At 59.7% G+C, this 22,692-nt stretch carries 31 protein-coding genes, 1 tRNA gene and 1 pseudogene; 19 read left to right on the top strand and 14 right to left on the bottom strand.

Annotation, left to right across the window (positions count from 1 at the left end):
- Positions 1 to 5: 5 nt before the first annotated feature.
- A complete protein-coding gene (locus FHX05_RS06650) occupies positions 6 to 791 on the bottom strand; it encodes a glycosyltransferase family 25 protein (RefSeq protein WP_183714756.1) in 786 nt (261 codons plus the stop codon).
- Positions 792 to 1,057: 266 nt separating this feature from the next.
- On the opposite strand from FHX05_RS06650, the gene FHX05_RS06645 reads away from it, so the two are divergent.
- From FHX05_RS06645 to FHX05_RS30830, 9 genes are all read left to right on the top strand, one after another.
- The gene (locus tag FHX05_RS06645; protein WP_183871037.1) at positions 1,058 to 2,236 is read left to right on the top strand and encodes a phosphoserine transaminase; all 1,179 of its coding nucleotides are present in this window, start codon (positions 1,058 to 1,060) and stop codon (positions 2,234 to 2,236) included.
- A 145-nt stretch (positions 2,237 to 2,381) separates the two neighbouring features.
- A complete protein-coding gene (serA, locus tag FHX05_RS06640) occupies positions 2,382 to 3,977 on the top strand; it encodes a phosphoglycerate dehydrogenase (protein WP_112604080.1) in 1,596 nt (531 codons plus the stop codon).
- 208 nt (positions 3,978 to 4,185) lie between these two features.
- Positions 4,186 to 4,833 (top strand): lysophospholipid acyltransferase family protein, encoded by a 648-nt coding sequence (locus tag FHX05_RS06635; RefSeq protein WP_112335291.1) that lies wholly within the window; start codon positions 4,186 to 4,188, stop codon positions 4,831 to 4,833.
- A gap of 2 nt (positions 4,834 to 4,835) precedes the next feature.
- Positions 4,836 to 5,786, top strand: a complete 951-nt coding sequence (locus tag FHX05_RS06630; protein WP_183871036.1) for a phosphatidate cytidylyltransferase — start codon at positions 4,836 to 4,838, stop codon at positions 5,784 to 5,786.
- Positions 5,783 to 6,184 (top strand): hypothetical protein, encoded by a 402-nt coding sequence (locus FHX05_RS06625; protein ID WP_183871035.1) that lies wholly within the window; start codon positions 5,783 to 5,785, stop codon positions 6,182 to 6,184. Before FHX05_RS06630 ends, FHX05_RS06625 begins: the two co-directional genes overlap by 4 nt.
- Positions 6,185 to 6,190: 6 nt before the next feature.
- Positions 6,191 to 6,844: a CDP-alcohol phosphatidyltransferase family protein gene (locus FHX05_RS06620; protein WP_183871034.1), complete on the top strand. Its 654-nt coding sequence runs from the start codon at positions 6,191 to 6,193 to the stop codon at positions 6,842 to 6,844.
- 273 nt (positions 6,845 to 7,117) lie between these two features.
- A complete protein-coding gene (gene mnmA, locus FHX05_RS06615; protein ID WP_183871033.1) occupies positions 7,118 to 8,317 on the top strand; it encodes a tRNA 2-thiouridine(34) synthase MnmA in 1,200 nt (399 codons plus the stop codon).
- A gap of 163 nt (positions 8,318 to 8,480) precedes the next feature.
- Positions 8,481 to 8,557, top strand: a tRNA-Met gene (locus FHX05_RS06610).
- A gap of 22 nt (positions 8,558 to 8,579) precedes the next feature.
- Positions 8,580 to 8,951, top strand: a complete 372-nt coding sequence (locus FHX05_RS30830) for a hypothetical protein (RefSeq protein WP_348648308.1) — start codon at positions 8,580 to 8,582, stop codon at positions 8,949 to 8,951.
- 111 nt (positions 8,952 to 9,062) lie between these two features.
- On the opposite strand, the pseudogene FHX05_RS06605 reads toward FHX05_RS30830, so the two are convergent.
- Together FHX05_RS06605 and FHX05_RS06600 are read right to left on the bottom strand one after the other, a co-directional pair.
- A pseudogene (locus FHX05_RS06605) lies at positions 9,063 to 10,127 on the bottom strand (recombinase family protein); the annotation flags it as partial.
- A 106-nt stretch (positions 10,128 to 10,233) separates the two neighbouring features.
- Positions 10,234 to 10,602 carry an HNH endonuclease signature motif containing protein gene (locus FHX05_RS06600; RefSeq protein WP_183871032.1) on the bottom strand — a complete coding sequence of 123 codons (369 nt, stop codon included), beginning with the start codon at positions 10,600 to 10,602 and terminating at the stop codon, positions 10,234 to 10,236.
- Between the two features lie 82 nt (positions 10,603 to 10,684).
- Here FHX05_RS06600 and FHX05_RS06595 point away from each other — a divergent pair, with 82 nt between their 5' ends.
- A complete protein-coding gene (locus tag FHX05_RS06595; protein ID WP_183871031.1) occupies positions 10,685 to 10,912 on the top strand; it encodes a DUF982 domain-containing protein in 228 nt (75 codons plus the stop codon).
- 19 nt (positions 10,913 to 10,931) lie between these two features.
- Here the strand turns inward: FHX05_RS06595 and FHX05_RS06590 are convergent, their stop codons facing one another.
- The 9 genes from FHX05_RS06590 to FHX05_RS06555 form a co-directional block, all read right to left on the bottom strand.
- Entirely contained in the window at positions 10,932 to 11,471 is a 540-nt protein-coding gene (locus FHX05_RS06590; RefSeq protein ID WP_183871030.1) for a hypothetical protein, read from the bottom strand.
- The gene (locus tag FHX05_RS06585; RefSeq protein WP_246698851.1) at positions 11,468 to 12,040 is read right to left on the bottom strand and encodes a DUF1643 domain-containing protein; all 573 of its coding nucleotides are present in this window, start codon (positions 12,038 to 12,040) and stop codon (positions 11,468 to 11,470) included. The genes FHX05_RS06590 and FHX05_RS06585 overlap by 4 nt, the downstream gene beginning before the upstream one ends.
- Positions 12,037 to 13,188: a DNA polymerase III subunit beta gene (gene dnaN, locus FHX05_RS06580; RefSeq protein WP_183871029.1), complete on the bottom strand. Its 1,152-nt coding sequence runs from the start codon at positions 13,186 to 13,188 to the stop codon at positions 12,037 to 12,039. Before dnaN ends, FHX05_RS06585 begins: the two co-directional genes overlap by 4 nt.
- A 202-nt stretch (positions 13,189 to 13,390) precedes the next feature.
- A complete protein-coding gene (locus tag FHX05_RS06575) occupies positions 13,391 to 13,972 on the bottom strand; it encodes a hypothetical protein (protein WP_183871028.1) in 582 nt (193 codons plus the stop codon).
- Positions 13,969 to 14,175, bottom strand: a complete 207-nt coding sequence (locus tag FHX05_RS06570) for a hypothetical protein (RefSeq protein ID WP_183871027.1) — start codon at positions 14,173 to 14,175, stop codon at positions 13,969 to 13,971. The genes FHX05_RS06575 and FHX05_RS06570 overlap by 4 nt, the downstream gene beginning before the upstream one ends.
- 2 nt (positions 14,176 to 14,177) lie before the next feature.
- A complete protein-coding gene (locus FHX05_RS30725; RefSeq protein WP_281411843.1) occupies positions 14,178 to 14,309 on the bottom strand; it encodes a hypothetical protein in 132 nt (43 codons plus the stop codon).
- A 59-nt stretch (positions 14,310 to 14,368) separates the two neighbouring features.
- The gene (locus FHX05_RS06565; protein WP_183871026.1) at positions 14,369 to 14,779 is read right to left on the bottom strand and encodes a helix-turn-helix transcriptional regulator; all 411 of its coding nucleotides are present in this window, start codon (positions 14,777 to 14,779) and stop codon (positions 14,369 to 14,371) included.
- An 81-nt stretch (positions 14,780 to 14,860) separates the two neighbouring features.
- Positions 14,861 to 15,055 carry a hypothetical protein gene (locus FHX05_RS06560; RefSeq protein ID WP_183871025.1) on the bottom strand — a complete coding sequence of 65 codons (195 nt, stop codon included), beginning with the start codon at positions 15,053 to 15,055 and terminating at the stop codon, positions 14,861 to 14,863.
- A gap of 497 nt (positions 15,056 to 15,552) precedes the next feature.
- Complete coding sequence (locus tag FHX05_RS06555; RefSeq protein WP_112337840.1) at positions 15,553 to 16,293, bottom strand: XRE family transcriptional regulator; 741 nt, start codon at positions 16,291 to 16,293, stop codon at positions 15,553 to 15,555.
- A gap of 78 nt (positions 16,294 to 16,371) precedes the next feature.
- Between FHX05_RS06555 and FHX05_RS06550 the strand changes: the two genes are divergently transcribed.
- Entirely contained in the window at positions 16,372 to 16,563 is a 192-nt protein-coding gene (locus FHX05_RS06550) for a Cro/CI family transcriptional regulator (protein WP_246698850.1), read from the top strand.
- Between the two features lie 33 nt (positions 16,564 to 16,596).
- Here FHX05_RS06550 and FHX05_RS06545 read toward each other — a convergent pair whose 3' ends face one another.
- Positions 16,597 to 16,740 (bottom strand): hypothetical protein, encoded by a 144-nt coding sequence (locus FHX05_RS06545; RefSeq protein ID WP_183871024.1) that lies wholly within the window; start codon positions 16,738 to 16,740, stop codon positions 16,597 to 16,599.
- Positions 16,741 to 16,844: 104 nt separating this feature from the next.
- Between FHX05_RS06545 and FHX05_RS06540 the strand changes: the two genes are divergently transcribed.
- Genes FHX05_RS06540 through FHX05_RS06515 form a run of 6 tightly spaced genes read left to right on the top strand, consistent with a single transcriptional unit; the run spans position 16,845 to position 19,977 of the window.
- The gene (locus FHX05_RS06540) at positions 16,845 to 17,315 is read left to right on the top strand and encodes a phage regulatory CII family protein (RefSeq protein WP_183871023.1); all 471 of its coding nucleotides are present in this window, start codon (positions 16,845 to 16,847) and stop codon (positions 17,313 to 17,315) included.
- Positions 17,312 to 17,548, top strand: a complete 237-nt coding sequence (locus FHX05_RS06535; protein ID WP_183871022.1) for a hypothetical protein — start codon at positions 17,312 to 17,314, stop codon at positions 17,546 to 17,548. Before FHX05_RS06540 ends, FHX05_RS06535 begins: the two co-directional genes overlap by 4 nt.
- Positions 17,545 to 17,742, top strand: a complete 198-nt coding sequence (locus FHX05_RS06530; RefSeq protein WP_183871021.1) for a DUF6525 family protein — start codon at positions 17,545 to 17,547, stop codon at positions 17,740 to 17,742. The genes FHX05_RS06535 and FHX05_RS06530 overlap by 4 nt, the downstream gene beginning before the upstream one ends.
- Positions 17,739 to 19,286 carry an MT-A70 family methyltransferase gene (locus tag FHX05_RS06525; RefSeq protein ID WP_246698849.1) on the top strand — a complete coding sequence of 516 codons (1,548 nt, stop codon included), beginning with the start codon at positions 17,739 to 17,741 and terminating at the stop codon, positions 19,284 to 19,286. The genes FHX05_RS06530 and FHX05_RS06525 overlap by 4 nt, the downstream gene beginning before the upstream one ends.
- Positions 19,283 to 19,681, top strand: coding sequence for a hypothetical protein (locus FHX05_RS06520; RefSeq protein ID WP_183871020.1), 399 nt, complete (start codon positions 19,283 to 19,285; stop codon positions 19,679 to 19,681). The genes FHX05_RS06525 and FHX05_RS06520 overlap by 4 nt, the downstream gene beginning before the upstream one ends.
- A complete protein-coding gene (locus FHX05_RS06515) occupies positions 19,678 to 19,977 on the top strand; it encodes a hypothetical protein (RefSeq protein ID WP_183871019.1) in 300 nt (99 codons plus the stop codon). The genes FHX05_RS06520 and FHX05_RS06515 overlap by 4 nt, the downstream gene beginning before the upstream one ends.
- Before the next feature lie 42 nt (positions 19,978 to 20,019).
- Here the strand turns inward: FHX05_RS06515 and FHX05_RS06510 are convergent, their stop codons facing one another.
- Positions 20,020 to 20,733 carry a hypothetical protein gene (locus tag FHX05_RS06510; RefSeq protein WP_183871018.1) on the bottom strand — a complete coding sequence of 238 codons (714 nt, stop codon included), beginning with the start codon at positions 20,731 to 20,733 and terminating at the stop codon, positions 20,020 to 20,022.
- An 80-nt stretch (positions 20,734 to 20,813) separates the two neighbouring features.
- Between FHX05_RS06510 and FHX05_RS06505 the strand changes: the two genes are divergently transcribed.
- Positions 20,814 to 21,965, top strand: a complete 1,152-nt coding sequence (locus tag FHX05_RS06505; protein WP_183871017.1) for a helix-turn-helix domain-containing protein — start codon at positions 20,814 to 20,816, stop codon at positions 21,963 to 21,965.
- A complete protein-coding gene (locus FHX05_RS06500; RefSeq protein WP_183871016.1) occupies positions 21,949 to 22,587 on the top strand; it encodes a transcription termination/antitermination protein NusG in 639 nt (212 codons plus the stop codon). Before FHX05_RS06505 ends, FHX05_RS06500 begins: the two co-directional genes overlap by 17 nt.
- Positions 22,588 to 22,692: the final 105 nt, after the last annotated feature.

Raw genomic sequence — 22,692 nt, 5'->3', positions numbered from 1 at the left:
GAGGCTTACGGCGTCGTCAGTACGTAGGCGATACGCCGAAAGAAATCCACGGTTCGGAAGATGTGTGCGGGTATGCGCCGCCAAGCCGGTGCCTTGGCCGCGCGGTAGTCGCGACGCCAGCCGATCATCGTCGTTCGCTGCAGCCGGCTAAAACCGGCAATATTCGCGCGCGTACTCACGATAGATACATTCATGTCCCAGCCACGCTCCACGGCCACATCCCAGGGCAGCGACATGATGGCCAGCGATTTCACGATCTTTTCGGCGCCTTTGCGCGTGACGAGATAGCAGGCCGTCGAGCCTTGTGGACCAAAGAGGCAGCGTCCGACGATATCTCCCTTGCTGCTCCGGCCCATGGCACGAAAGCCGTTCCAGCGGTGATTGACGAGCTTGATCAGGTCGGCATTGGGCGCAGCATTCTTCGCGGCCACGGCGCGTGCGAGGAAATCGATATCCAGCGCAACATCATCTTCGATGACCACGGCCATTTGGTCGTCGCTCGCCAAAAACTGTTGCAGCGCCAGCAGGTGACTCCGGTAGCAGCCATACTCACCGGGTAGGATGGTGCGGCCATGCCGGCGCTGGAAGCGATCGTGATCTACATCGATCCATTCGTCACGCGGGATGAGGGCACCGTCGACGCCGTGAATACGCTCGAATCGAAAACCGAACTCATCGCTCTGCCGCTGAATCTCCGTCAGTCGTTCGGCTGCCCGGTCGATATTGATAAGATAGACCGGCATGGTTTGTGACGGTGTAAAAGAAGTTTCGGCGAGCGCAGTTAGGGACATCGAGCACACTTGATAATTTCCATCGGCGCAAAACGGCGAGCGCCTAGCCATATATGATTGTGCATCAGCATAGAAACCAGCTTTTGTGGCGTTAAATTTGGCTTATTTCCATTGCGCGTGACTTGCCTGGCATCAAAATCTCGCACGAAATCGTGAGGGAGCGCCATGCGCAATTTTTATTGTTGCGCTAACGGGCTGCTTCCAATATATCCGGCGGCGGGACACTCCTCCCCAACGAGGAGCTTTCTATCTGAGAGGATAGCATCATGACTAAGCTCGCCAAGCCGGACATCCGTCCGAATAATACCCATTTCTCTTCTGGTCCATGCTCGAAGCGCCCCGGTTGGACGCTTAACGCTCTTTCCGACGCGGCTCTTGGCCGTTCGCACCGCGCGAAAGTTGGCAAGGCGAAGCTGAAGCAGGCCATTGATCTTACCCGCGAAATTCTAGAAGTGCCGGCCGATTATCGCATTGGCATCGTTCCGGCTTCCGACACCGGTGCCGTCGAAATGGCGCTCTGGTCGCTGCTCGGCGAGCGCGGCGTCGACATGCTCGCCTGGGAAAGCTTCGGCGCGGGCTGGGTTACCGACGTCGTGAAGCAACTGAAGCTCAAGGACGTCCGCAAGCTTGAAGCCGGCTACGGCGAGCTGCCCGATCTTTCCGCTGTCGATTTCGACCGCGACGTGGTCTTCACCTGGAACGGCACTACCTCCGGCGTGCGCGTTCCGAACGGCGATTTCATTCCGGACGACCGCAAGGGGTTGACGATCTGCGACGCTACTTCGGCCGCATTCGCTCAGAACCTCGATTTTGCCAAGCTCGATGTCGTCACCTTCTCCTGGCAGAAGGTTCTCGGCGGCGAGGGCGCCCATGGTGTTATCATCCTGTCGCCGCGCGCCGTCGAACGCCTGACAACCTATGTGCCGGCCTGGCCGCTGCCGAAGATCTTCCGCATGACCAGTGGCGGCAAGTTGATCGAAGGCATCTTTACCGGTGAGACGATCAATACGCCTTCGATGCTCTGCGTCGAAGACTATATCGACGCGCTCCTCTGGGCGAAGGATCTCGGTGGCCTGAAGGCGCTGATCGGCCGTGCTGATGCCAATGCCAAGGTCATTCATGACTTCGTCGCCGCCAAAGACTGGATCGCCAATCTCGCCGTCAAGGCGGAGACGGCGTCCAACACCTCCGTATGCTTGAAGATCGTCGACAAGGATGTCGTCGCGCTTGATGCCGATGGCCAGGCGAATTTCGCCAAGGGCCTGGTTGCGCTCCTTGAGAAGGAAGGCGTCGCCTATGACGTCGGCCATTACCGCGACGCGCCGTCGGGCCTGCGCATCTGGGCAGGTGCCACGATCGAAGCTTCCGACATGCAGAAGCTGATGCCCTGGCTCGCCTGGGCTTTCGAAACGCAGAAGGCGACGCTCTCCCAGGCTGCTGCCTGAGGCTTGAAGCGTTTATGGCTCCGCCAGGACAGGCGGAGCCCCGAATCCCGAAATTCTCGTTGTTTTCATGCAATTCCCTACGGAAAGCCGTTTTCATACCTTTCCCGGATTGCGCGTCTTAGCTGATCTTTTTCAGGAGGCCTCCATGGCACCTCGCGTTCTCGTATCCGACGAATTGTCGGAAACCGCCGTCCAGATATTCCGTGACCGCGGCGTCGAAGTCGATTTCCAGCCGCAGCTTGGCAAGGACAAGGACAGGCTGTTCGAAATCATCGGCAATTACGATGGTCTTGCCATCCGTTCCGCCACCAAGGTGACGGAGAAGATCATCGAAGCGGCCAAGAACCTCAAGGTTGTCGGCCGCGCAGGTATCGGGGTCGACAATGTCGATATCCCCGCCGCCTCGCGCCGCGGTATCATCGTCATGAACACGCCGTTCGGCAATTCGATTACGACGGCCGAACACGCCATCGCACTGATGTTTGCCGTTGCCCGCCAGCTTCCGGCCGCCGATGCCTCGACGCAGGCCGGCAAGTGGGAAAAGTCGAAGTTCATGGGTGTCGAAATCACCGGCAAGACGCTCGGCATCATCGGTGCCGGCAACATCGGCTCCATCGTCATTGCCCGCGCCCTCGGCCTGAAGATGCATGTTCTGGCCTATGACCCGTTCCTGTCCAAGGAGCGCGCCGAGGAAATGGGCGTGACCAAGGTCGAGCTCGACGAGCTCTTCGCCGGTGCCGACTTCATCACGCTGCACGTGCCGCTGACCGACAAGACCCGCAACATCATCGACGCCTCTGCGATCGCCAAGATGAAGCAAGGCGTGCGCATCATCAACTGCGCCCGCGGCGGCCTGGTTGACGAGGCAGCCCTTGCTGCCGCCATCAAATCAGGCCATGTCGCCGGCGCCGCCTTCGACGTCTTCGAAGTCGAGCCGGCCAAGGAAAGCCCGCTCTTCGGCCTGCCGAACGTCGTCTGCACGCCGCATCTCGGCGCCTCGACGACCGAAGCTCAGGAAAACGTCGCCCTGCAGGTCGCCGAGCAGATGGCGGATTACCTCGTCAAGGGCGCGGTCTCGAACGCCATCAACATGCCCTCGATTACCGCTGAAGAAGCCCCGATCCTGAAGCCGTTCATCAAGCTCGCCGACGTTCTCGGCGCCTTCGTCGGCCAGGTCACGGACGATCCGATCAAGGAAATCGAGATCCTCTATGACGGCGTCACCGCCAACATGAACACCAAGGCGCTGACGAGCGCGTTGCTTGCCGGCCTGATCCGCAATCAGGTTGCCGACGTCAACATGGTTTCGGCGCCGATCATGATCAAGGAAAAGGGTATCGTTCTTGCCGAAGTCAAGCGCGACAAGACCGGCGTCTATGACGGCTACATCAAGCTGACTGTTACCACCGACAGCATGAGCCGCTCCGTTGCCGGTACCGTCTTCTCGGACGGCAAGCCGCGCTTCATCCAGATCAAGGGCATCAACCTTGACGCCGATGTCGGCAACCACATGGTCTACCTCGCCAATACCGACGTTCCCGGCATGATCGGCTTCATCGGCACGACGCTCGGTTCCGCCGGCGTCAACATCGCCAACTTCCAGCTCGGCCGCGACAAGCAGGGTGGCGATGCCATCGCGCTTCTCTATGTCGACGGTCCGATCAGTGATGAGGTGCTCGGCAAGCTGACGGCGCATCAGGCGATCCGTCAGGCAAAGCCGCTGGTATTCAACGTCGATTGAGCCTGCCCGCCCTTAAGAAGGGCGGCAGCTATAGAATTCGCTCCTCCCAAGAGCCAATCCGAAAGCCCGACGCGACATAAGTTGCGCCGGGCTTTCTTCATGGTTGTGAGGGTTGTGGATAAGCCCGGTGCACAGGCTATCGGGGGCGATGAAACGCGCCTATCTCTATGTCATGGAGGCTTTGCGGAAGAACATCCTCGGGGAAGGAATGGGCACGCCGATCGAATGGCTGGCGAAACCCGTTTCCGTGGCGATCGTGCTCTTTGCGCGAGCAATTACCGCCGTTCGGGCGATCTGGCCCGAAAGTGGCATGCAAACCCGCCGCTGCGTCTATTTCGCCAATCACTCCAGCCATGGCGATTTCATCCTGATCTGGACTGTCCTGCCGCCACGATTGCGCCGCCGCGTACGCCCGGTGGCGGGCGCCGATTATTGGCTGAAATCGCCGCTGAACAGCTTCATCGGCCGGGACGTCTTCAACGCCGTGCTGATCGAACGGGATCGTGAAGCGCGCAAGGAAGATCCGGTCACGCAGATGACGCAGGCGCTCGATGCCGGCTCCTCGCTCATCCTGTTTCCAGAGGGCACCCGCAATCTCACCGAGCAGCCGTTGCAACCCTTCAAGAGCGGGCTTTTCCATCTTGCGCAGGCTCGCCCTGATATCGATCTCGTGCCCGTCTGGATCGACAATCTCAATCGCGTCATGCCCAAGGGCGAGTTCGTACCCATTCCGCTGATCTGCACGGTCACCTTCGGCGAGGCGCTGCATATCGGCGAGACCGAAGAGAAGGCGGAGTTTCTGGCGCGAGCCGAAGCGGCGCTGCTGGCGCTGGCGCCCAAGCGGGCGGGAGACTGAGCATGGGCGCGGCAAGTGCGGATCTGATCCACCTCGTTCTTGGCATTTTCGGCGTTCTGATTGTCGCCTCCGTCATCGGCTACGTGCTGGAGCGGCGGCTGTCGCCTGACGGATCGAATGCTGCGATCGAAAATCTGAATGCGCGCATCAAGGCCTGGTGGGTGATGGTAGTGCTGATCGGCATCGCCTTCATTGCAGGGCGCGCCGGCGTCATCCTGCTCTTCGCCTTCTGCTCCTTTGCGGCGCTGCGCGAATTCATGACGCTGATCAACACGAAGCGGGCGGATCACTGGGCACTTGCCGCGGCCTTCTTTGTGGCCTTGCCGCTGCAATATTATCTGCTCTGGGCCGAGCAATATGGCATCTATTCGATCTTTATCCCCGTTTACGCCTTCCTCTTCATGCCGATCATCGCGGTGCTGCGCGGCGACACGGAGCGGTTTCTGGTGCGGATCGCCGAGGTGCAATGGGCGCTGATGATCTGCGTCTTCTGCGCCTCGCATGTGCCGGCGCTGCTGACGCTGCACATTCCGGGCTATGAAGGCCGCAATGTGCTGCTGATCGCTTTTCTGGTGATCGTCGTGCAGCTCAGCGACGTCCTGCAATATGTCTGGGGCAAGTTGTTCGGGAAAACGAAGATCGCGCCGCGCCTGTCGCCATCGAAGACGGTGGAGGGTTTCGTCGGCGGCGTCATCAGCGCTTCGCTGATCGGGGCGGCGCTCTGGTGGGTGACGCCGTTCACGCCGCTGCAGGCAGGACTTCTCGCCTTCGTCATCACGCTCATGGGTTTCTTCGGCGGGCTCGTGATGTCGGCGATCAAGCGGGATCGTGGCGTCAAGGATTGGGGTCACCTGATCGAGGGGCATGGCGGGCTGATCGACCGTCTGGACTCGGTCGTCTTTTCCGCGCCGATCTTCTTCCATCTCGTGCGCTACTGGTGGTCGCTGTCATGACAGGAAAGCTGAAAGCGCTTGCCGGCAGCAGCATCGTGCATGTGCTTTTCGCCTTCCTCGCCATGGGCGGCTGGGCTTTCTTCGCCAACCGTATGCACCCGATGCCGAGGCCACTGATCGCGGGCTTCGTGCAAGGTGTGCTTTCGGGCTGCCTGACGCTGTTCCTGAAATCCGTGGTCGAAGCTTTGTCGCGGCGGTTCGGCGGCTCTACGCGCCTTTGGGCGCCGCCGCTGATCGCCTGCCTCGGCTCGGCAATGATCCTGATCGTCATCCATGCGCTGAGCGGCACGCCGGAGATCCTGAAGACCATTGCTGTACCGCTGCTGGTCTCTTCCAGCTATGCGGCGATCTACAATTATTCGATATCGGGCGGAAGGCCGCGAAGTCATGAGGGGTGAGGGCGTATGACCGGCGAGGGAACAGGCGACAGGCGGCCGCTGGCGAGCCGCAACACGCGGTGGGCACAGGCACTGGCGCGGCGCATGACCGGGCTTTCGGTGACGCCAAATCAGATATCTCACGCGAGTATGCTCATGGCAGCTTTGGCGGGAGCATCATTCTGGTTCTCCGGCGTCGCTGGCGGTGAGGGGGCGCGAGTGATCTTGCTGATCCTCGCCGCCTTGTTCTGCCAGCTGCGTCTGCTCTGCAATCTGCTTGACGGTATGGTGGCGGTCGAGGGCGGGAAAGGTGAGGCCGATGGACCGTTCTGGAACGAATTTCCGGATCGCATTGCTGATATCCTCATCTTTGCGGGTATCGGCTATGGCATTGCGATGCCGGGCCTCGGTTGGGCCGCCGCCGCCTTTGCTGTACTGACCGCCTATGTCCGCGAGCTTGGCCGTGCCACAGGCAATCCCAGCGATTTCGGCGGTCCTATGGCCAAGCAGCATCGCATGGCGGTCGCCACCGCTGCGGCTTTGCTTTCGATTATCGAGGCGTTATGGAGCGGCGGCAGCTGGATTTTGACGATCGCGCTCTGGATCGTCGCCATCGGCTCGGCGGTCACGGTATTGAGACGTAGCCGCAATCTGATCCGGCATTTGAAGGCAAAGGGATGATTCGCGATTTCGCCCACCCCTTGCATGGGTTGGCAATCCTTTCTATATCCGTCCACAATTGAGGCTGGCTGCAAAGAGCGGCTAAAGGCCCTGTGTAATGAAAATTTGCCGCTTTTGCATGGCATCCGGCGGCAGCAAGCATGATCCTGAAAAGTGTGCAGCGGTTTTTGGATCAGATCATGCGCAATGAAATCGTGAGAGGGTGACAACGTTTCGGAGAAGCGTCTCCCGCTCGGCAGCATCGAAGATCGTTCAAGACTGGCGGCAACGACCGTGAATACACTGGATTTTGACAAGAGGCCGGAAGATACTCGCGTCGTCGTCGCCATGTCGGGCGGTGTCGACAGCTCCGTCGTCGCCGGCATTTTGAAGCGGCAGGGCTATGATGTGCTCGGCATCACGCTGCAGCTCTACGACCATGGCGCGGCCGTGCATCGCGCCGGCTCCTGCTGCGCCGGTCAGGATATCGACGATGCACGCCGTGTCTGCGAAACGCTCGGCATCCCGCACTATGTACTCGACTATGAAAAGCGCTTCCGCGAGACGGTGATCAATCCCTTCGCCGAGAGTTATGTCGCTGGCGAAACGCCGATCCCCTGTGTTGCCTGCAACCAGACGGTCAAGTTCGCCGATCTTCTGCTGACCGCCAAGGAACTCGGCGCCGATGCGCTGGCGACCGGCCATTATATCCGCTCGCGCCCGAATCCATCTGTGGAGCACCCAAATCGCCGCGCCCTCTATCGCCCGGCCGATGCCGATCGCGACCAGAGCTATTTTCTCTTTGCGACAACGCAGGAGCAGATTGATTATCTGCGCTTTCCGCTCGGCGGCATGCCCAAGGCCGAGACGCGCGCGCTTGCCGAAGAGATGGGCCTCGTCGTCGCCAAGAAAGCCGACAGCCAGGACATCTGTTTCGTGCCGCAGGGCAAATATTCCGATGTCATCGCCAAGCTGAAGCCGAATGCGGCACTTGCCGGCGAGATCGTGCACCTCGACGGCCGCGTGCTCGGCCAGCACGAGGGCATCCTGCATTACACGATCGGCCAGCGCCGGGGTATCGGTGTTGCCACAGGCGAGCCGCTTTACGTCGTCTATCTCGACGCCCGCTCGCGCCGCGTCATCGTCGGCCCGAAGGAAGCGCTGGAAACGCACCGCGTCTATCTGCGTGATGTCAACTGGCTTGGCGACGAACCGCTGGCGCAGGCCGCTTTCGGCGCGGGCTTTGCCTGTTTCGCCAAGGTCCGCTCCACCCGCGCGCCGTCGCCGGCTGTACTGCATGCCGATGCCAGCGGCATCTATGTCGACCTCACCGTCGGTGAGGCAGGCGTGGCTCCCGGCCAGGCCTGCGCGCTCTATTCGGCACCCGGTGATGACGCCCGCGTCTATGGCGGCGGCTTCATCGAGCGTTCGGAACGCGAGCCCATTGCGGAGGCGTCGTTGAAGGCGCTGCTGACAGGTCCTGTCGCCGCCTGAGAGCAGGCGGCGTCGGCATCAAGAGAAAGCACTGATTTTTCCAAATCATCCGCTTGACACCATGCCGAACCGCACCTTATAAGCCGCTCAACCGACGAGCTAGCGCTTTCGAGCGGCGGTTCGTTTGACCTTTGCATTTGATGTTCAACATCAAATGTGGCGTGGCGGAGTAGCTCAGTAGGTCAGAGCAGAGGAATCATAATCCTTGTGTCGGGGGTTCAAATCCCTCCTCCGCTACCACTCGTCCCCCCAACATATCAGCGTGATTGCCAATCAGTGCCGAGAGGCGGCTGATTACTTCGGCCTCTACGCCACCTGTCGGCGTGTCGTGGATAACAACACGGTCGACGAGGGCACGGAAGGAAGCGAGAGCTTCTGCATCGGCGTGCTGATCCAGATCACTAAGCCGGCCCGAAAGATCTTCGACCGCCTTACGATACTGCGTCACCGCATGCGGGTGCAGCTCGACCGCTGTCGATTGCGGAACGACTGCAAGCTCGGCGGCCAGTTGCGCCTTCTCTGCCTCAAGAGGCTTGAATTGCGCTTCCACTGCCTCAATCGGCAGGATACCGCGAGCCATTGCCTGGAGCAGGCGATCCATTTGGCTGCTGACATCGGAGAGCCGTCTTTCTAGCGACGAGCGCTCGCGCGCGGCTTTCGCTGCTTCGTCGCGCCTTTCCTCTCGATATACCCTGACGTATTCCGTCAGCAGGTCCGGATGAAGCATCTGTGTGCGCAGTCCGGCGACGACGGCGGCTTCGATCTTGTCCAGGCGATAGCGCCGCTTGTTCTCGCATGTGCCGCTCTCAATCGACCTTGAGCATCGAATGCGAATTGCATCGCCCTGTCGATCATGCATCGACATGCCGCCGCCGCAATAACTGCATCGAAGCAAGCCGGACAGTAGCCGTTTAGGCCGCCGAACATATTCACCGCCTTTCGCCCTGCGCGCGCGGCCCTCGACAATTTCTATAGCCGCCTCAAACACATGGCTTTCGATCAGAGCAAGGTGAGGCGCATCCGCTTCGCGATGTTCATCCGCGCCATTGATCCGGCTGATGCGTTTCCCGGTTTCAGGATCGCGCACCATTCGGACGCGGTTCCAGACAATCTTCCCTGCATAGAGCGGATTGCGGATGATGCCATTACCGCGCTGGGCAGAACCGTTGATCGTGCTGGCGTTCCATGACACGCCTCGCGGCGGCTGTATGCCGTCCCGGTTCAAGCCATTGGCGATCTCGCGTGGGAGCCTGCCGGCCAAGATCTCAGCGAAGATGCGACGAACGACGGCCGCCTCTGGTTCGTAAATCTGCAGCACGCCAGGTTGCCCGGGCGTTGGCCGGTAGCCATAGGCGCGACCTCCAGCATGACGGCCATCGCGCACGACGCCCGTCATGCCGCGACGTATCTTATTCTTGAGATCAGCGAGAAATAGGGTTGAAACCAGACCACGGATCCCAACCTGTATCGGATCGGCCCTGCCGTCGTGCACGGCAATTATCTCTACGCCATGGTGCGTAAGACGCTTATAAAGATGCGGCAGATCTTCCTGATCGCGGGAAAGGCGGTCTAGCGCTTCGACGATGATGACGTTGAAGTTTCCAGCCCTGGCATCGTCCATAAGACTGAGTAGTCCATCTCTTCCAAGGATGGACGCCCCCGACCGCGCTTTGTCGAAGTAGGCTTTGCTGACGACGTAGCCATTTCGGACTGCGAATTCTCGACAGATGGCAATTTGGTCATCGACCGATCTTTCGCTTTGAAGGTCGGTTGAGAAGCGGGCGTAGATTGCTGCTCGCTGTGATGACATGTCTTCTCCATTTGCTGCGCAGCCGCCAGTCGATCGCGGCGCGCATCAGCTTTCGCCAAAGCGCGCACAAAATCAAGCAGGAGCGGATTGGGAGGCAGCAGCGACATCAAGCCTCCTCGCAGACCAGCGGTGGCCCGCCGTTATGGCCGATCATCGACGCTTCTTTGCGCGCCTTCCACTGGCGCTTGATGTTGACGCTGTGGCTGACTAGCTCAAGGTGACCTTCATCCGGCCGCACACACAGACGATTGCGGCAGGCGTGATCAAGCTCCTTGTTGCCGGGAATATAGCCGTGTTCGTTCGTCCACATGACGATGTGAACGGCGACGGTGCGATCGTTGAGCGACATGCGCGGATAGCCATGGCCGCGCCCGTTCGATCCCGAAGTCGGGCCGGTCCATATCCAGCAGCCTGTTTCAGGATCGATGGAGACGCGCTCCATGATGCGGGCGCGGATCTTGTCACGCCGGGTCATGGCTACTCCCTGCGAGGAACTTCATCCCATCCGCAACGTTGAGAGGCGGGAGGATCTCGACATGTCTGGTTGGGGAAAGCCGGTGATCGTTGAGACGAACAAGATCGGCCAGCGGCTCGTGATCACGAATCCGGAGCGAGCGGCTGAGTTCATGCTGCAGGAATGGCCCTCCAGCATTCGAGGCAAAGCCTTCGCCCGAGCGCAGGCGGTGTTGCTTGGCGCGCTCGAAGGTAAAACAAAACCAACGACGGCTCGAAAGGCCTTTCTGGACGCCCTGACCGAGAGCCAGATCTATGTGTTTCCCGAGTGAAAACTCGACGGTCCAATGATCATCCATGGCGTTTCCAAGCCTCGAATGACCCTCGAAATTCGATCCAGCGCTGCGCGGCGGCCGGGTCCGTGTTCAGCTCGCCGCGTGACTTGATCCGCAAAATGTTGCGGACGGACACGGCGATGCGCTCGGCGTCGGCTACGTCGGGCACGTTATGGCGGTCCATGAGGAATCGGCGGAACTGGCGGTCGTTGCACTTCATGGCGCATTCGGCCGCGTAGTCCTTCGGCTTATCGTTGCCGCCGTGCTGGCGCGGTGGCCGGGGCTCAAGGCTGCGGATCTTGTCGAACGCGGTTTCCATTATCACCAGCAGCGCGCGCACGAGCTCGGGCGCCTTGAGCAGCAGCCGGCGGTCGTCATAGGAGCAATCGGGCGTGAAGTACGCGATCGGCTCGATCTCGCCCGTCATGCGATTGACGACGCAGATTTCCGCCCTGCTTGTCTTGGTGTCATAGGACTCGACGAACTGCTCGCTGGCGAGGCCAGCGAGGTCGCGAGCTTCAGGCAGGTAGGTGCGGGCTTGGTCGAGGTTCATCAATCGACCCACCCCATGCTCCCGTCACGAACCTTGCGCCACATGATTGGCTGTTGATCACGTGGAATGCGGTTCTTGCCTCTCGACATCGGATGCTTCGGATGATCGCCCAAGGTTCTGCCGAGACACACAAGGTCAACCAGGTGGTGAGCCGCTTTCGAACACATCCAAGTTCCGCGCGCATTGAATGCGCCGCCATCGCCCCATGCGGCCAACATCGGTGTATTGTGATCTCGCGCATAGTCCAGCGCATCGCGCAGGAACTGATTGTTCTGTGGGCCGACCGGATCTAAAGCGGCCTGCATGTCTGACGGATGTGACGCCCGAAACGCACACAGATTGACGATGTATAGTCCGCCATATCCCCACAGCTTGGCGAAATGGATCAGCTCGCGGATGGTCGGATCATCCTTCTGATCATCGGCTGTGGATGGATTGAGCATGCAGACGGGCAATGCATAAAGGTACGCGTCCCAATGCCGGCACAGTTCATAGCGATAGAGGCCACAGTCGGAAATCACTGCCGATTTATTCATCGCATTTGAAAATGGGAACGTCGTGCTACCCATCATTCGCCACCTCGCGCCATCATCGGAGAGATCACGTAAAGTTCATCGACGCCGACCGATGGACGAAACACGGCGTTGGGCAGCGAGCCGCCGAAACGGATGATGACGTCCTGCGTTTCGATGGTGCTGAGGATGCCGCGCAGGGCCTCGTTGTTGAGGCCGATGGAAAAGCCGGTGTCACCCTCGTACTGGATCGGCACGTAATCGACCGCCGACTCACCTTCCTTGCTGGTCAGCTCGACCCGCATGGTATCGCGCTCAAGGGTGAGCTTGATGCCATCCTTATCCGCTTCCGTGGCGACAAGGCAGACTCGAGCAACGGCAGCCTTCAAGGCGGCGACAGTCACGAAGATTTCGCGCTCGTAGTCTTCTGGCGCAGCAGTCAGGTAGTGTTCCGGAAACTTGCCTTCGATCAGCTTCGACAGAAGGGAAACGCCGTTGCACTTGATGCGGATCAGATTATCGGCAACCTCAATCTGCGCCGGCTCTTTCACCTCGTCGAAGAGCTTGCGGATCGCCTGTGCGGACTTGAGCGGAATGATGATGCCGGGAAAGTCGAGCAGGCGTTCCGTGCGGATCTGCACGGCGGCGAGGCCGATGCCATCGAGCGCAGCAAAGCCGATCCGTTCATCCTGCATCGGATGCATGTGAATGCCCGTCATCCACGGACGGCCGATATCCTTGGTCTGGACGGCGTGGGCGACCTTGCCGAATGCGGCCGTTACCTCTGGCATGGCGATCTCGAAAGTCTTGCCCTTGAGGTTTGAGGACATAGAAGGGAAGTCGCTGGCGGGCAGCGTGAAAATCGAGAAGCTGGATTTTCCGGAGCGGATGCGGACCTGGCCGTTGTAGGTGCCGGGCAGGAATTCGATTTCCGCTGATTCCGGAAGGTTGCGCACGATGTCGCGCAGATCCGTTCCCTTGATGGTGATGGCTTCTGCCTCGTCGGCAATATCAAGCAGCTCGCATCCGGCCTCGATCTCGATGTCGAGATCCGTGGCGCGAAGGGTAAGTGTATCGCCTTCGGGGTTGAGAAGGATATTCCCGAGCTGCGGGATCTTGGCGCGCTTGTCGACGGCCTCGAAAGCGGCGTCGAGCGCGGGCAGGAGCTGGCTGCGATGGACGCGGAAAAGGGATTGCTGCTTAGCCATGGGCGCTGCGCTCCGGCTGGCAGCGGTCGGCAAGGCGCATCTCGTCGACGGGGGGGGCGAAGCTGACAAGAGCAGCCGAACATGTCGTAGATCAGCTGAAGGACCTCGCGACGGGGCTCGCCATCGGCGACCGCACGGTATAGCCGCTCGATCTCGGCTACTCTTCCGTCATGAACAATCAGTTCGCATCGGCAAAAGCTCATTAAACGCCCTCCTGGCCGTTGTCGCATGGCGCGGTTTTGCCGCCACGGAAGACGTATTCCTTCCAGTGGACCCAGCAGAAACGGCCGTCGCGAAATTTGAGAAAACCCCAGCGCCGGCCGCTGCGGCCGCGCCAGACAATGGTGACGATGCGCCGCCGGTCCGTCAGCGGAATGCGCCATTCCGCGGCGGCGCTCGCCATCTCCCCGGCAGCAACGCCGCCTGAGGTGAAATAGACGCCGCTGTAGCGGCCTAGCACGCGATGGCAGTGGGTCGCCGGCCGGTATGTCCAGCGGAAGGCGGGAACCACATTGCGTGCGACGATGGGCGCATCCGGCTTGATCGCCGGGGTGAAGCTACCGGTCTGTGCCAGCGCGGCGATATCGCGGTCGACGACTTCCTCGACGTAGCTCGTCAGCGGAAAGGTCCAGAAATCCCACGGATGGTCGTGGCAATCCGGATCGGCGTCGCCGCGATGGAATATATGCAGCCGAAGACGGCCGATCCATGCGCGCGTCATATATGGCGTGCGCTGGCCGTCTTCGTCGCCGTAGATTGTGTGAAGGCCGATGATGTCCATCATGCCCTCTGCAGCTCAATATCGACGCGAACACCATCTGCCGGAGCGATCCAGTGAGACCGGCCGTTCGCAGTCAATTCGGCGGCGATTCGATTGATCTCGTCCCGGTTCTTGCTGCCCACAAATATGAAGCAGAACTCAGACCAAGAGACATCCCGCCTCTGCCCGCGATCGTTACTGATGGTCAAAACATCCGCCTTATCCACCGTCAACCTCCAAACACGTAGAAGGCGGCAACAGCTGCCAGCAGATCGTTGACGATGATGATCAGGAAGATGCCGGCGAAGCCGTTGCGCTTCGCTTTCTGCACCTTGCCGATTGCCGGAGTGAAATAATTCATGGTTGCCTCTCGCATCCGATTGGGAAACCGGCCCGCAGGCCGGAAACCTAAGCGGATGATCACTGCGTAACGAAGTAACCATTGAGATCGGCAGCAGCGGCGATGTCGGCGCCGCTCACGACAGGAAGCTTGCCGCTCGCAATGGCTTTGATCGCCTCCAGCCGCTCCTCTGCGTCGGCAAGCCGGTTGTGAAGGTGGAGAACCGCAAGGGATTGGCCCGCTGGCGCCTTGCCCAAGACCGGGCCAATGACGGCCATCGGTTCGGCGCCCAGCGCATGGCAGATGGCAATCAGCGTGGAGACGGCGACACGATTGGTGCCTTTCTCGTATTTCTGGACCTGCTGGAACGTGACGCCGATCGCCGCCGCCAGTCGCTCCTGGCTAAGTCCGGCCTGCTTTCGCAGGATTTTGATGGTCGCGCCGATGGCGATATCCGTCTCGCGCGTAGTCTGCACTAAAGTCTGTTTCATGGTCGATCTCCTTGACCTGCTTCCGATTGGGAAACCGCCGACGCCAGGGGTGAGACGTGGCGGTCGCCAAAGCGGATCGGGTCAAGCCGCCGCGCGATTGAGCGACTGCGCGTAGAGCACCGACGCATCGTGCGCGTAGCGAGTGATCTGCTCTTCGGTGAAACCGAGCCGGAGAAATTCCGACTTCGTCAGGCCTTCGCCACGCTCGCGGGCGAGGTCGGCCATTTCCTGCGCGATGTTGCGGACTCGGACGGGATTGTATGCGGCTGTCTGCATGGTTCTTTCCTCTCAAAAGCCTCCTGGGACCATGCCGCCGTCGCTCGGGAGGAGGATGAGCGACGGCGGTCTTTGGTATCCGGCTAGGGAGGAGGAGATCACCGGACGAGCTAATGAGAAGCATAACTTAAATCATAATTCAAGCGTAACTTGAAAATGCTTGAAATTAAGATTCGACTCGACTCGCCGGAGAAAGGAATCAATTATGAGAACAGAAAAAGAACATCAGGGTGAAAAAATGGATGTCAAGACAGGGCCGGCGATCTGCGATGTCGTCTCCATCTCGATTGAATGCGCGGTATGCGGGCACTCGCGCTGGCGGCGCCCTGCCGATCTTTACCGATTTGGGATCAGGCCAACGGACCGCCTAGAGGCGGTTGCTATGCGCCTTTCCTGCTCAAGCTGCAAAGCCGATGGTTTACCTGGAAAGAACGTTGTTGTGCAGGCAGCCTTCCTCACGGCGGAGGGAAGGAGACTGGCTGACGCCTATGTAGCTTCTAAAAGCCCAGCAACTCGCGCAGCGGGATGATTCGCCACATGTTCTTCAACGCGTACGCGTCGAATGTGATCGTAGTCGCGGGATTGTACTGTTCGCAGATGATCTCGCCCTTTGTCCTGCGAACCAGTTTTTTGACGTAGGCCTTCCCGTTGCGCTCGCCGTCTTCCGGCAGCATTTCAATGAGAACGTGATCCCCCGGTACCGGTGCGCGGCCGCCGCAATACAAAAGCTCGCCGGGGTCATACCTTGGGACCATGCTGTCCGATAGGATATGAATGGCAAAGACATTGGCGATATGCGCTAGGCCGGGCGGACGACGAGCATAACCCGCCACTTCGCCGTTGAGGAAAAAGTCGCCATCGTCGCCGCCAACGCCACTGCCAAGAACCTTGATGTCCATGGGCCCCAAGCGAGGCGGCTCGGCTTCCGTGACGATTTCTGCCTCGTTGAGTGAGGCTTCCTTATCTTTGAAAGAGACCTCTCCGCGATCGAGGGCAGCGTAATCGACGCCGAGAAATTCTGCCGTTTTCAACAGGTTTTCGGTCGAGGGCAGATTGTTGCCTGTTTCCCAATTCCCCACGGCAGCGACATCAACGTTAAGGTGCGTTGCAATGTCTTGCATTACCAAGCGTCTTTGCTTGCGTGCGGCGCGGATTGCCGCGCCCACTAGGATTGCCTTCTCGCTTTTTACCTTCTTAGCCATGCTTGCATTTGTAAGCGGTTCTTTAAAGCTATCCATTTAAGAGTACCTTGAAAAAGAATTTAAGTTATGCTTGTATCCGCGCTCATGACGTACCGGGAACAAGCAATCGAAGCATTGAGACTCGCCAGAGACGCCGCCGGCGGCTGGACCAATATCGCTCGCCCGCTCGGCATCTCGCCACAGGCGGTCGCGCAATGGGAGATCGTGCCTGCTGATCGCGTGCTCGCTGTCGAGAAAGCAACAGGCGTTTCCCGCCATAAGCTTCGGCCCGATGTCTTCGGCGAAATGCCGGAGGCCGCCGAATGATGAACATTTTTCCATCCGGCGATCTGGGCCGCTCTATGGGTCGCCGATCAACCGCGCCAGCTCCACCGGGCTGGCACGGCCAGTTCCCTGAGTGCCGTTTCCTTTCCGGCACTTCCTGCCGCCAGAGCGGTTGGCCGGGCTCTGGCGGCTTTTTCCGCTTTCTTGCGCCGTGGTCATGCGGGCCTCCGTTGATCTGCTGACCTACGCATAGCCCGCAATCTCGCGGCGAGCACCGAATCATTTCCGAGTTTTGTTTCCTTGATTTTTCGAGGGGTTTTGTCTTGCGCATAATTTCTGAGGAAGAGATCCGCTCCCTGAAGGGGGTAACAGAGGCCAGCTATACCCTTGGCGGCGGCATCCGCTGCTTCGAGCTGCTGACGCGCGTCAATGCATCGACGCTCTCAAAATACTCGTCGTTCAACGACGAGAACACGAACAGCCTCATTCCGATCGATGTCGCTGTCGAGGCGGATCGACAGGCGAAAAGCCCGGTCATCGCCGCCGGCATGGCGCGGCTTCTCGGCTATCGGCTCGTGCCAGATGAACCCGACACCGCACGCGGACCTGTGACCGAGCAGGATGCCCACGATGTTCTGCGGGAAAGCATGGACGTTTCCCGCGCCATCCTCGATGCGCTGCTGAACAAGCATGTCGATGCGCTGGAACGCAAGCGGATCGCCAAGGAGGCGCGCGAAGCCATTCGCGCCATCGAGCAGGTCCTCATCAAAATCGAAAACGGAGATGACGAATGAGCGCCGTCACCGAACCCGGCGTGAGCCGAAAGGGGCGGACGCTCCTCTACCGCGTCCGCATTCATCAGCAGCGGCACGGACGATCATACCTGCTGCAATGCGAGAATGACCAATGCGGCGCGAGAAACGCTGCGCGAGGCGGTTATCTGCGGCGCACGCCCGTAGCCGTCAATTTCGTGACACTTACGCCCAAGGGCGAAGACTATCTCGACCGTTTGATGAGGTGCGAATGATGAAGCGCACCAGGTCGTCACTGGTCGAAGCCATGCGGGCATTCGATTCCCTGCCAAAGCCGCTCCGGCAAGCCATCGCCGGAGCGGCATTTGTCTATGATCCCAAGGAGACCGCAGCGCGCATTGCGCGAGGCCGCAAGCCAGAGACGATCCTGCGCGGAATTCTCCGTTTCGAGCGGAGGACGGCGCGATGAATACGGTCAAGACGGCGCATGAACGTGTTTCCGCGATCATGGGCGTTGCCGTTCGCGACGGTCAAGTGCGGAGCGCCGACCACAACGAGCGCAGAACATGCATCAAGCTCAACGTCAAAGGTATGCTGCGCCGCGACAGCAAGGATGCGGACCTTTGGTATCCGACTGAGGCGGGCACCAAGAAGTATCGCCCCGCCGCGACCGTGGCTGAACCTGCGGAAGATCCCGCGGGCGGCCGCTTGGCGGTCTGGCGCGATATCGCCAGCATCGAGATCGGCACGCGCTTGCGGCTTGCCGATCAGTCCAAGGTCGACGGACTGAAGCCGTCCTTCCTCGAAATCGGGCAGAAAACCCCGATTACCGTTCAGGGCCGGGAAGGCGACGAGCGCGTCATTCTCTCGGCAGGGCTGCACAGGCTGGAAACGGCAAAGCAACTCGGTTGGGAAAAGGTGTTGTGCTTTCACGAGGCCTTCGACGATCTCGACCGCGAGCTATGGGAGATCGACGAGAACCTTTGCCGTGCCGAACTGACGCCGGCAGACCGCGCGCTATTCGTCGCGCGGCGCAAGGAAATCTATCTCGAAAAGCATCCGGAAACGGCTCAGCATGTTTCAGGTGGCCGCGCGAGGCAAAGCACAGCAAGCGACAAGTTGTCGTTTGCTGAATCCACCGCGCAGGCGACAGGGCAAGACAAGAGAACCGTTCAGCGTGACGCATCGCGCGGCGAGAAGATCGTCGATATGGCGTTGCACCGGTTGCGCGGCTCGCGTCTCGACAACGGTTCCTTCCTCGATCGCCTTAAGCAGGTTCCACAGGACAAGCAGCTTCTCTATGTCGAAGCCGCGCTTGCCGACGAGAAGCGCAAAGCTGCCGACGCCAAGGAGAACCGCACCAAGCGGCTTCAGCATTCCCGCATGATCCGCGCGGCGGTCATCAACCACATTGCCGAACAGGGCAAGCGGGTAGCGGGCGAGATGCCGCGCGCGGCATTCGCAGTCGGTTATTGCGATGTGCCGTGGCAGCAGGAGGCGTGGAGCGACGAGACCGGGCAGGACAAGGGTCTGTCATATCCATCCATGACGGTCGACGAGCTGATGTCGCTCTGCGCTGGCGACCGTAGCCCGTTCACGCAGGATGCCATTCTCTACTTCTGGACCACCACGAACAGGCTTGCCGATGCGCTGCGCATCATAGGCGCGTGGGGCTTCACCTATGTCAGCATGATCACATGGGACAAAGTGAATATCGGCATGGGCCGCTGGGTGCGCGACCGCACCGAGCACCTGATCATCTGCAAGCGCGGCAACTTCCCCGGCATCGACCTGTACACGCCGAAGCCGGAAAGCCTCTACCGCGAGGCGAAGACAGAGCACAGCCGCAAGCCTGTCTGGTTCGCCGAGGAGATCGAGCGGCTTTATCCCGACATGCGCAAGCTTGAGCTTTTCCAGCGCAAGGAGAGCCTGCAGCCGGGCGATATCCGGCTCAACGGCAAATGGGACTTCTGGGGCAACCAGGCGGGCACGCCGGAAGGCGAGGCCGCGTGAGAAGGTGGTTCGACGCAGACCCAGTTATCCCGGATTTCGATATGCCGCAGCAGTTCAACAGCTCGCGGCAGTATGTTCTGTGGACGAAACGTGCGCGCGATATCCTCATCAAGTATCATAGGTATCCGGCCCACCATTTTATTCGCGTAGGCAAGAGCGAGCCGTCCATGAGCGGCGGACCGATGTATCCGACGCATTGGCATTCGAGCTATTGGCGGAAACATAATCTCGTCTTCATCCAGCACTTGCCACGCAATGCAATCGTCTATTGGCCGCCAGGCACGGACATTTGTGGCGACGGGTACGACCCGCAAGACCCTTGCGGCCTGCTTGCCGATATCCAGCGCTGGATGAAGTTTAAATATCCTGACGATGATCAGGAGGCGGCCGAATGACCGCCTTTCTTCCTGACGTCGACAATCTCGAAGATGCCGAGACCGATCAGCAGCGCGCCAGCTGGCTGATCCGCGCGTCGCTGGCGAAACTTCTGCGCGACGAGAGCCATATCCGCCGTCGCCTGCAGCTCGCGCAATTCCATGCCGGCATCGCCTATCTCGAAGCCGAGCTTTCCTTTCTTCGCAATCCACGCCGCGATGATGGCAGTCCCGTCGACTACTGCGGGATCGAAGTCGCACGCGGCCGCATGGACAGAATCGCAAGCGGCCTGCCGCCGCGCAACCTGGGGGCCTGAATGTCGCGTCGTGGCAGCTCAATACACACTGATGATCGCGCTCTAATCATCTTCCTCCGAAGGTTCAATCTTGCTTGCCCATCTCGTGCTAAATCGCATGGCATCGTCTATAAGCAAATCAAGGAAGGAGACACATTTTGCGTTCCAGCCGACGACCTGTTTTGCGAGAGAGCGTCCGTCTTCGATCAGGGTTGCGGCATTCATCACCGGATACAGGTTCATGCTGCGTCTAAACCTCTCTGCCGCCCCCAAAATACCAGGAATCTGTTCGGTTGGAGCTATTTGCATCAAAGATCGGTTCAGTCCGATTTTTTCCGCATATTCTGCAATGATTGGACTCTCCATCGCCTCACGCGTCTCTTTCGTGAACTTGGGGAGTTCGCTGAATATCTCATACAGATCAGCGTCTTCACTACTAAGGCGGACCATCATCAATGCGCACCCTGCCTTGCATGGAAGCAAGATAGTGAGCATTTTGCGCGCAAGAGCGAGCCTCCCCATAATTTCCAATTCAACGTTCTCGCGTTGATATCGAGTTGCCTCCGCGCGTTGGTGGTTCATGGTTCGGATGGTGAAGTAGGCGGCCAACGCAGCGGCCCAACCGCTGAGCGCCGAGAACCAGCCTTGCACACAAGGTTCGTTGGTCTTGCAGAACCATGCTGCGTGTTCCCAAGGGCTGACCCAGCTCAAGAGCACAGTCCCCGGAAGGATCAGGATAGATACTGGACCACAGTATCGCTTGAGCCATTCAATCATGTTCCACCTCCATTCAAAACATCGGCCGCCCTGTACGCCACCGCAAACATGGGATGTTGCCGCATTGAGAGGATGGCGGCATGAGCATCATGATCATGAGCCGCCTGTTCAAGATGAATCTCGGCGGCTGCAATCGAAAGCTTCTGGCGGTGCGTCTGGCGGACTTCGCCGACGATGACGGGCGCGGCATCTATCCGAGCGTGGCGCGGCTCGCTGCGGAAACGGAGCTTTCGGAGCGAACGGTTCAGCGCATCCTTGCCGAATTTGTCAAGGAAGGCCTGCTCGTCGTCGTCAAGGAAGCGACCGGAAGGCCGGGCGTGGCGAATGCCTATGACTACGATCTGGGGCGCCTCTTCGCCTATAAGCCCGGAGAGACGGGTGACAGTGTGTCACCCGTTGAAGATGGCCAAGGGGTGACAATCCAGCAGGACACGGGTGACACCGGAGACGGAGACGGGTGTCACGGTGACACCCGAACCGTAATAGAACCACCATTAGAACCATCATCTGAGAGAGGGAGCGCGAGCGCGACCCCGGATGAAGATCCGAAGAGGATCGAGCGGAAGTTCAAAGCATGGTTTCTGAAGTGGCCGACCTGCCTTAACAGCAGCGAGAAGGCTGCGAGAGACGCTTTCATCGCCATGACGGCGGAAGAGCGCGCCGAGTGCATAGACAAGACTCCGGCCTTCATTGCAGCGGTGAAGGCGACGCGGCACCCGAAATTCACCTATGCCGCCGTTTATCTGAACGAACGGGCATGGAAACGCATGGACGACCCGAAAGACGAGATCGGGCCACCCACCACCCATGCGCCTTTCAGCCAGCCATGGATGGCGCTGCTGCTTGCCGAAGTGTCGAAGCCGATGGCGACCGCGTGGCCTGCCATGACAGCGTTCCAGCGGCAACAGGCGGCAAGCAGCCCGCAAGCGGCTCGCGCCGTCGATATGGAGCGCCGGACGAAATACGGATGGCCGAAGGCCTCTCGCATGGTTTCCGAGCAGAAGCCATTGCCTGTTCCCGCGCTGCTAGTCGGCATTTCCGAGCAGTTTACCGGCATCGATCCGAAATCGGATCTTGCGGCCGATTGGCAGGCGCTGGCCGAGCGCATGGGCTGGCCGTGGCCGACATCTGGCTTCAACCGCCTGCAGGTGCCGGACGGGCGGCCAGAGGATGCCATGAACGAATTTCAGAAGCGATTGAACGAGAGTAGGGGCCATGATGATGCAGCATGACAAGTTCGACGGAACGCTAATCGCAGCAAGCTTTGGGGAGCGGTTCGAGGATCGTATGCGCCGAATCAGGGCTGATCTGCTGCACGCTGCAACGCTTCGTGCGCATGATGATTCGCCATGGTTCGCCGTCAGGGTGATGTCTGGACGCGAAATAGCTGTGAAAAACACACTCGACGACGCCGGGATAGAGGCAGTTGTTCCTATGCGGAAGGGGCCAGAATATCGACGTAGAGGTCGCGTTATTCCGTCGAAAATGATCCCTGCAATGACCAGCTATGTGCTTGTCCGCTTCATGCCTAGCGACGAGGCTTTCTTGGGAATTCAGGGGATCGAACACGTCATAGGCGTGCTCGGTGGCTGCGATAATCCACGCCGAGTGCCGAACTCGGAGGTCAGTAGATTCAAGGCATCGGCTGATGAGGGCTTGCTCGACTGGGAGCTTGAAACAACAGTCTTCAAGGCCGGCGAGACGGTGCGGGTTAGCTCCGGTCCGTTTGCATCCTTCAGCGGCAAGATCGTCTCTTGCCGGAACGATGGCCGTGGTGATGCCGTTGTGGAGATCGACATTTTCGGCAGGACGACGCCAACCCTCATGCCTCTTGCAATCCTCGAAAAGGTATGACTACAAATTGCCCTACGGATGATCCGATGATCCTGAAGTGAGCCCCTGAAAACGCCGTAGCAGGCGGGAACGAAGTTCCGGGGTCGGTACACCGGTCGGACCCCG

Origin of the sequence: Rhizobium sp. BK491 (assembly GCF_014194925.1) — a bacterium.
Taxonomy (GTDB): Bacteria; Pseudomonadota; Alphaproteobacteria; order Rhizobiales; family Rhizobiaceae; genus Rhizobium.
This window is presented reverse-complemented; position numbering and strand designations above follow the sequence as displayed.

Bases quoted from the DNA above. Each gene is read 5' to 3' on its own strand.
- FHX05_RS06650 (WP_183714756.1), bottom strand. From the start codon at position 791: ATGTCCCTAACTGCGCTCGCCGAAACTTCTTTTACACCGTCACAAACC.
- serA (WP_112604080.1), top strand. From the start codon at position 2,382: ATGGCACCTCGCGTTCTCGTATCCGACGAATTGTCGGAAACCGCCGTC.
- FHX05_RS06645 (WP_183871037.1), top strand. From the start codon at position 1,058: ATGACTAAGCTCGCCAAGCCGGACATCCGTCCGAATAATACCCATTTC.
- FHX05_RS06525 (WP_246698849.1), top strand. From the start codon at position 17,739: ATGAATACGGTCAAGACGGCGCATGAACGTGTTTCCGCGATCATGGGC.
- FHX05_RS30725 (WP_281411843.1), bottom strand. From the start codon at position 14,309: ATGAATTATTTCACTCCGGCAATCGGCAAGGTGCAGAAAGCGAAGCGC.
- FHX05_RS06620 (WP_183871034.1), top strand. From the start codon at position 6,191: ATGACCGGCGAGGGAACAGGCGACAGGCGGCCGCTGGCGAGCCGCAAC.
- FHX05_RS06560 (WP_183871025.1), bottom strand. From the start codon at position 15,055: ATGCAGACAGCCGCATACAATCCCGTCCGAGTCCGCAACATCGCGCAG.
- FHX05_RS06555 (WP_112337840.1), bottom strand. From the start codon at position 16,293: ATGGATAGCTTTAAAGAACCGCTTACAAATGCAAGCATGGCTAAGAAG.
- FHX05_RS06625 (WP_183871035.1), top strand. From the start codon at position 5,783: ATGACAGGAAAGCTGAAAGCGCTTGCCGGCAGCAGCATCGTGCATGTG.
- FHX05_RS06565 (WP_183871026.1), bottom strand. From the start codon at position 14,779: ATGAAACAGACTTTAGTGCAGACTACGCGCGAGACGGATATCGCCATC.
- FHX05_RS06510 (WP_183871018.1), bottom strand. From the start codon at position 20,733: ATGATTGAATGGCTCAAGCGATACTGTGGTCCAGTATCTATCCTGATC.
- FHX05_RS06545 (WP_183871024.1), bottom strand. From the start codon at position 16,740: ATGACCACGGCGCAAGAAAGCGGAAAAAGCCGCCAGAGCCCGGCCAAC.
- FHX05_RS06500 (WP_183871016.1), top strand. From the start codon at position 21,949: ATGATGATGCAGCATGACAAGTTCGACGGAACGCTAATCGCAGCAAGC.
- FHX05_RS06585 (WP_246698851.1), bottom strand. From the start codon at position 12,040: ATGATGGGTAGCACGACGTTCCCATTTTCAAATGCGATGAATAAATCG.
- FHX05_RS06635 (WP_112335291.1), top strand. From the start codon at position 4,186: ATGGGCACGCCGATCGAATGGCTGGCGAAACCCGTTTCCGTGGCGATC.
- FHX05_RS06600 (WP_183871032.1), bottom strand. From the start codon at position 10,602: ATGACCCGGCGTGACAAGATCCGCGCCCGCATCATGGAGCGCGTCTCC.
- FHX05_RS06535 (WP_183871022.1), top strand. From the start codon at position 17,312: ATGAGCGCCGTCACCGAACCCGGCGTGAGCCGAAAGGGGCGGACGCTC.
- FHX05_RS06630 (WP_183871036.1), top strand. From the start codon at position 4,836: ATGGGCGCGGCAAGTGCGGATCTGATCCACCTCGTTCTTGGCATTTTC.
- FHX05_RS06530 (WP_183871021.1), top strand. From the start codon at position 17,545: ATGATGAAGCGCACCAGGTCGTCACTGGTCGAAGCCATGCGGGCATTC.
- dnaN (WP_183871029.1), bottom strand. From the start codon at position 13,188: ATGGCTAAGCAGCAATCCCTTTTCCGCGTCCATCGCAGCCAGCTCCTG.
- FHX05_RS06505 (WP_183871017.1), top strand. From the start codon at position 20,814: ATGAGCATCATGATCATGAGCCGCCTGTTCAAGATGAATCTCGGCGGC.
- FHX05_RS06575 (WP_183871028.1), bottom strand. From the start codon at position 13,972: ATGATGGACATCATCGGCCTTCACACAATCTACGGCGACGAAGACGGC.
- FHX05_RS06515 (WP_183871019.1), top strand. From the start codon at position 19,678: ATGACCGCCTTTCTTCCTGACGTCGACAATCTCGAAGATGCCGAGACC.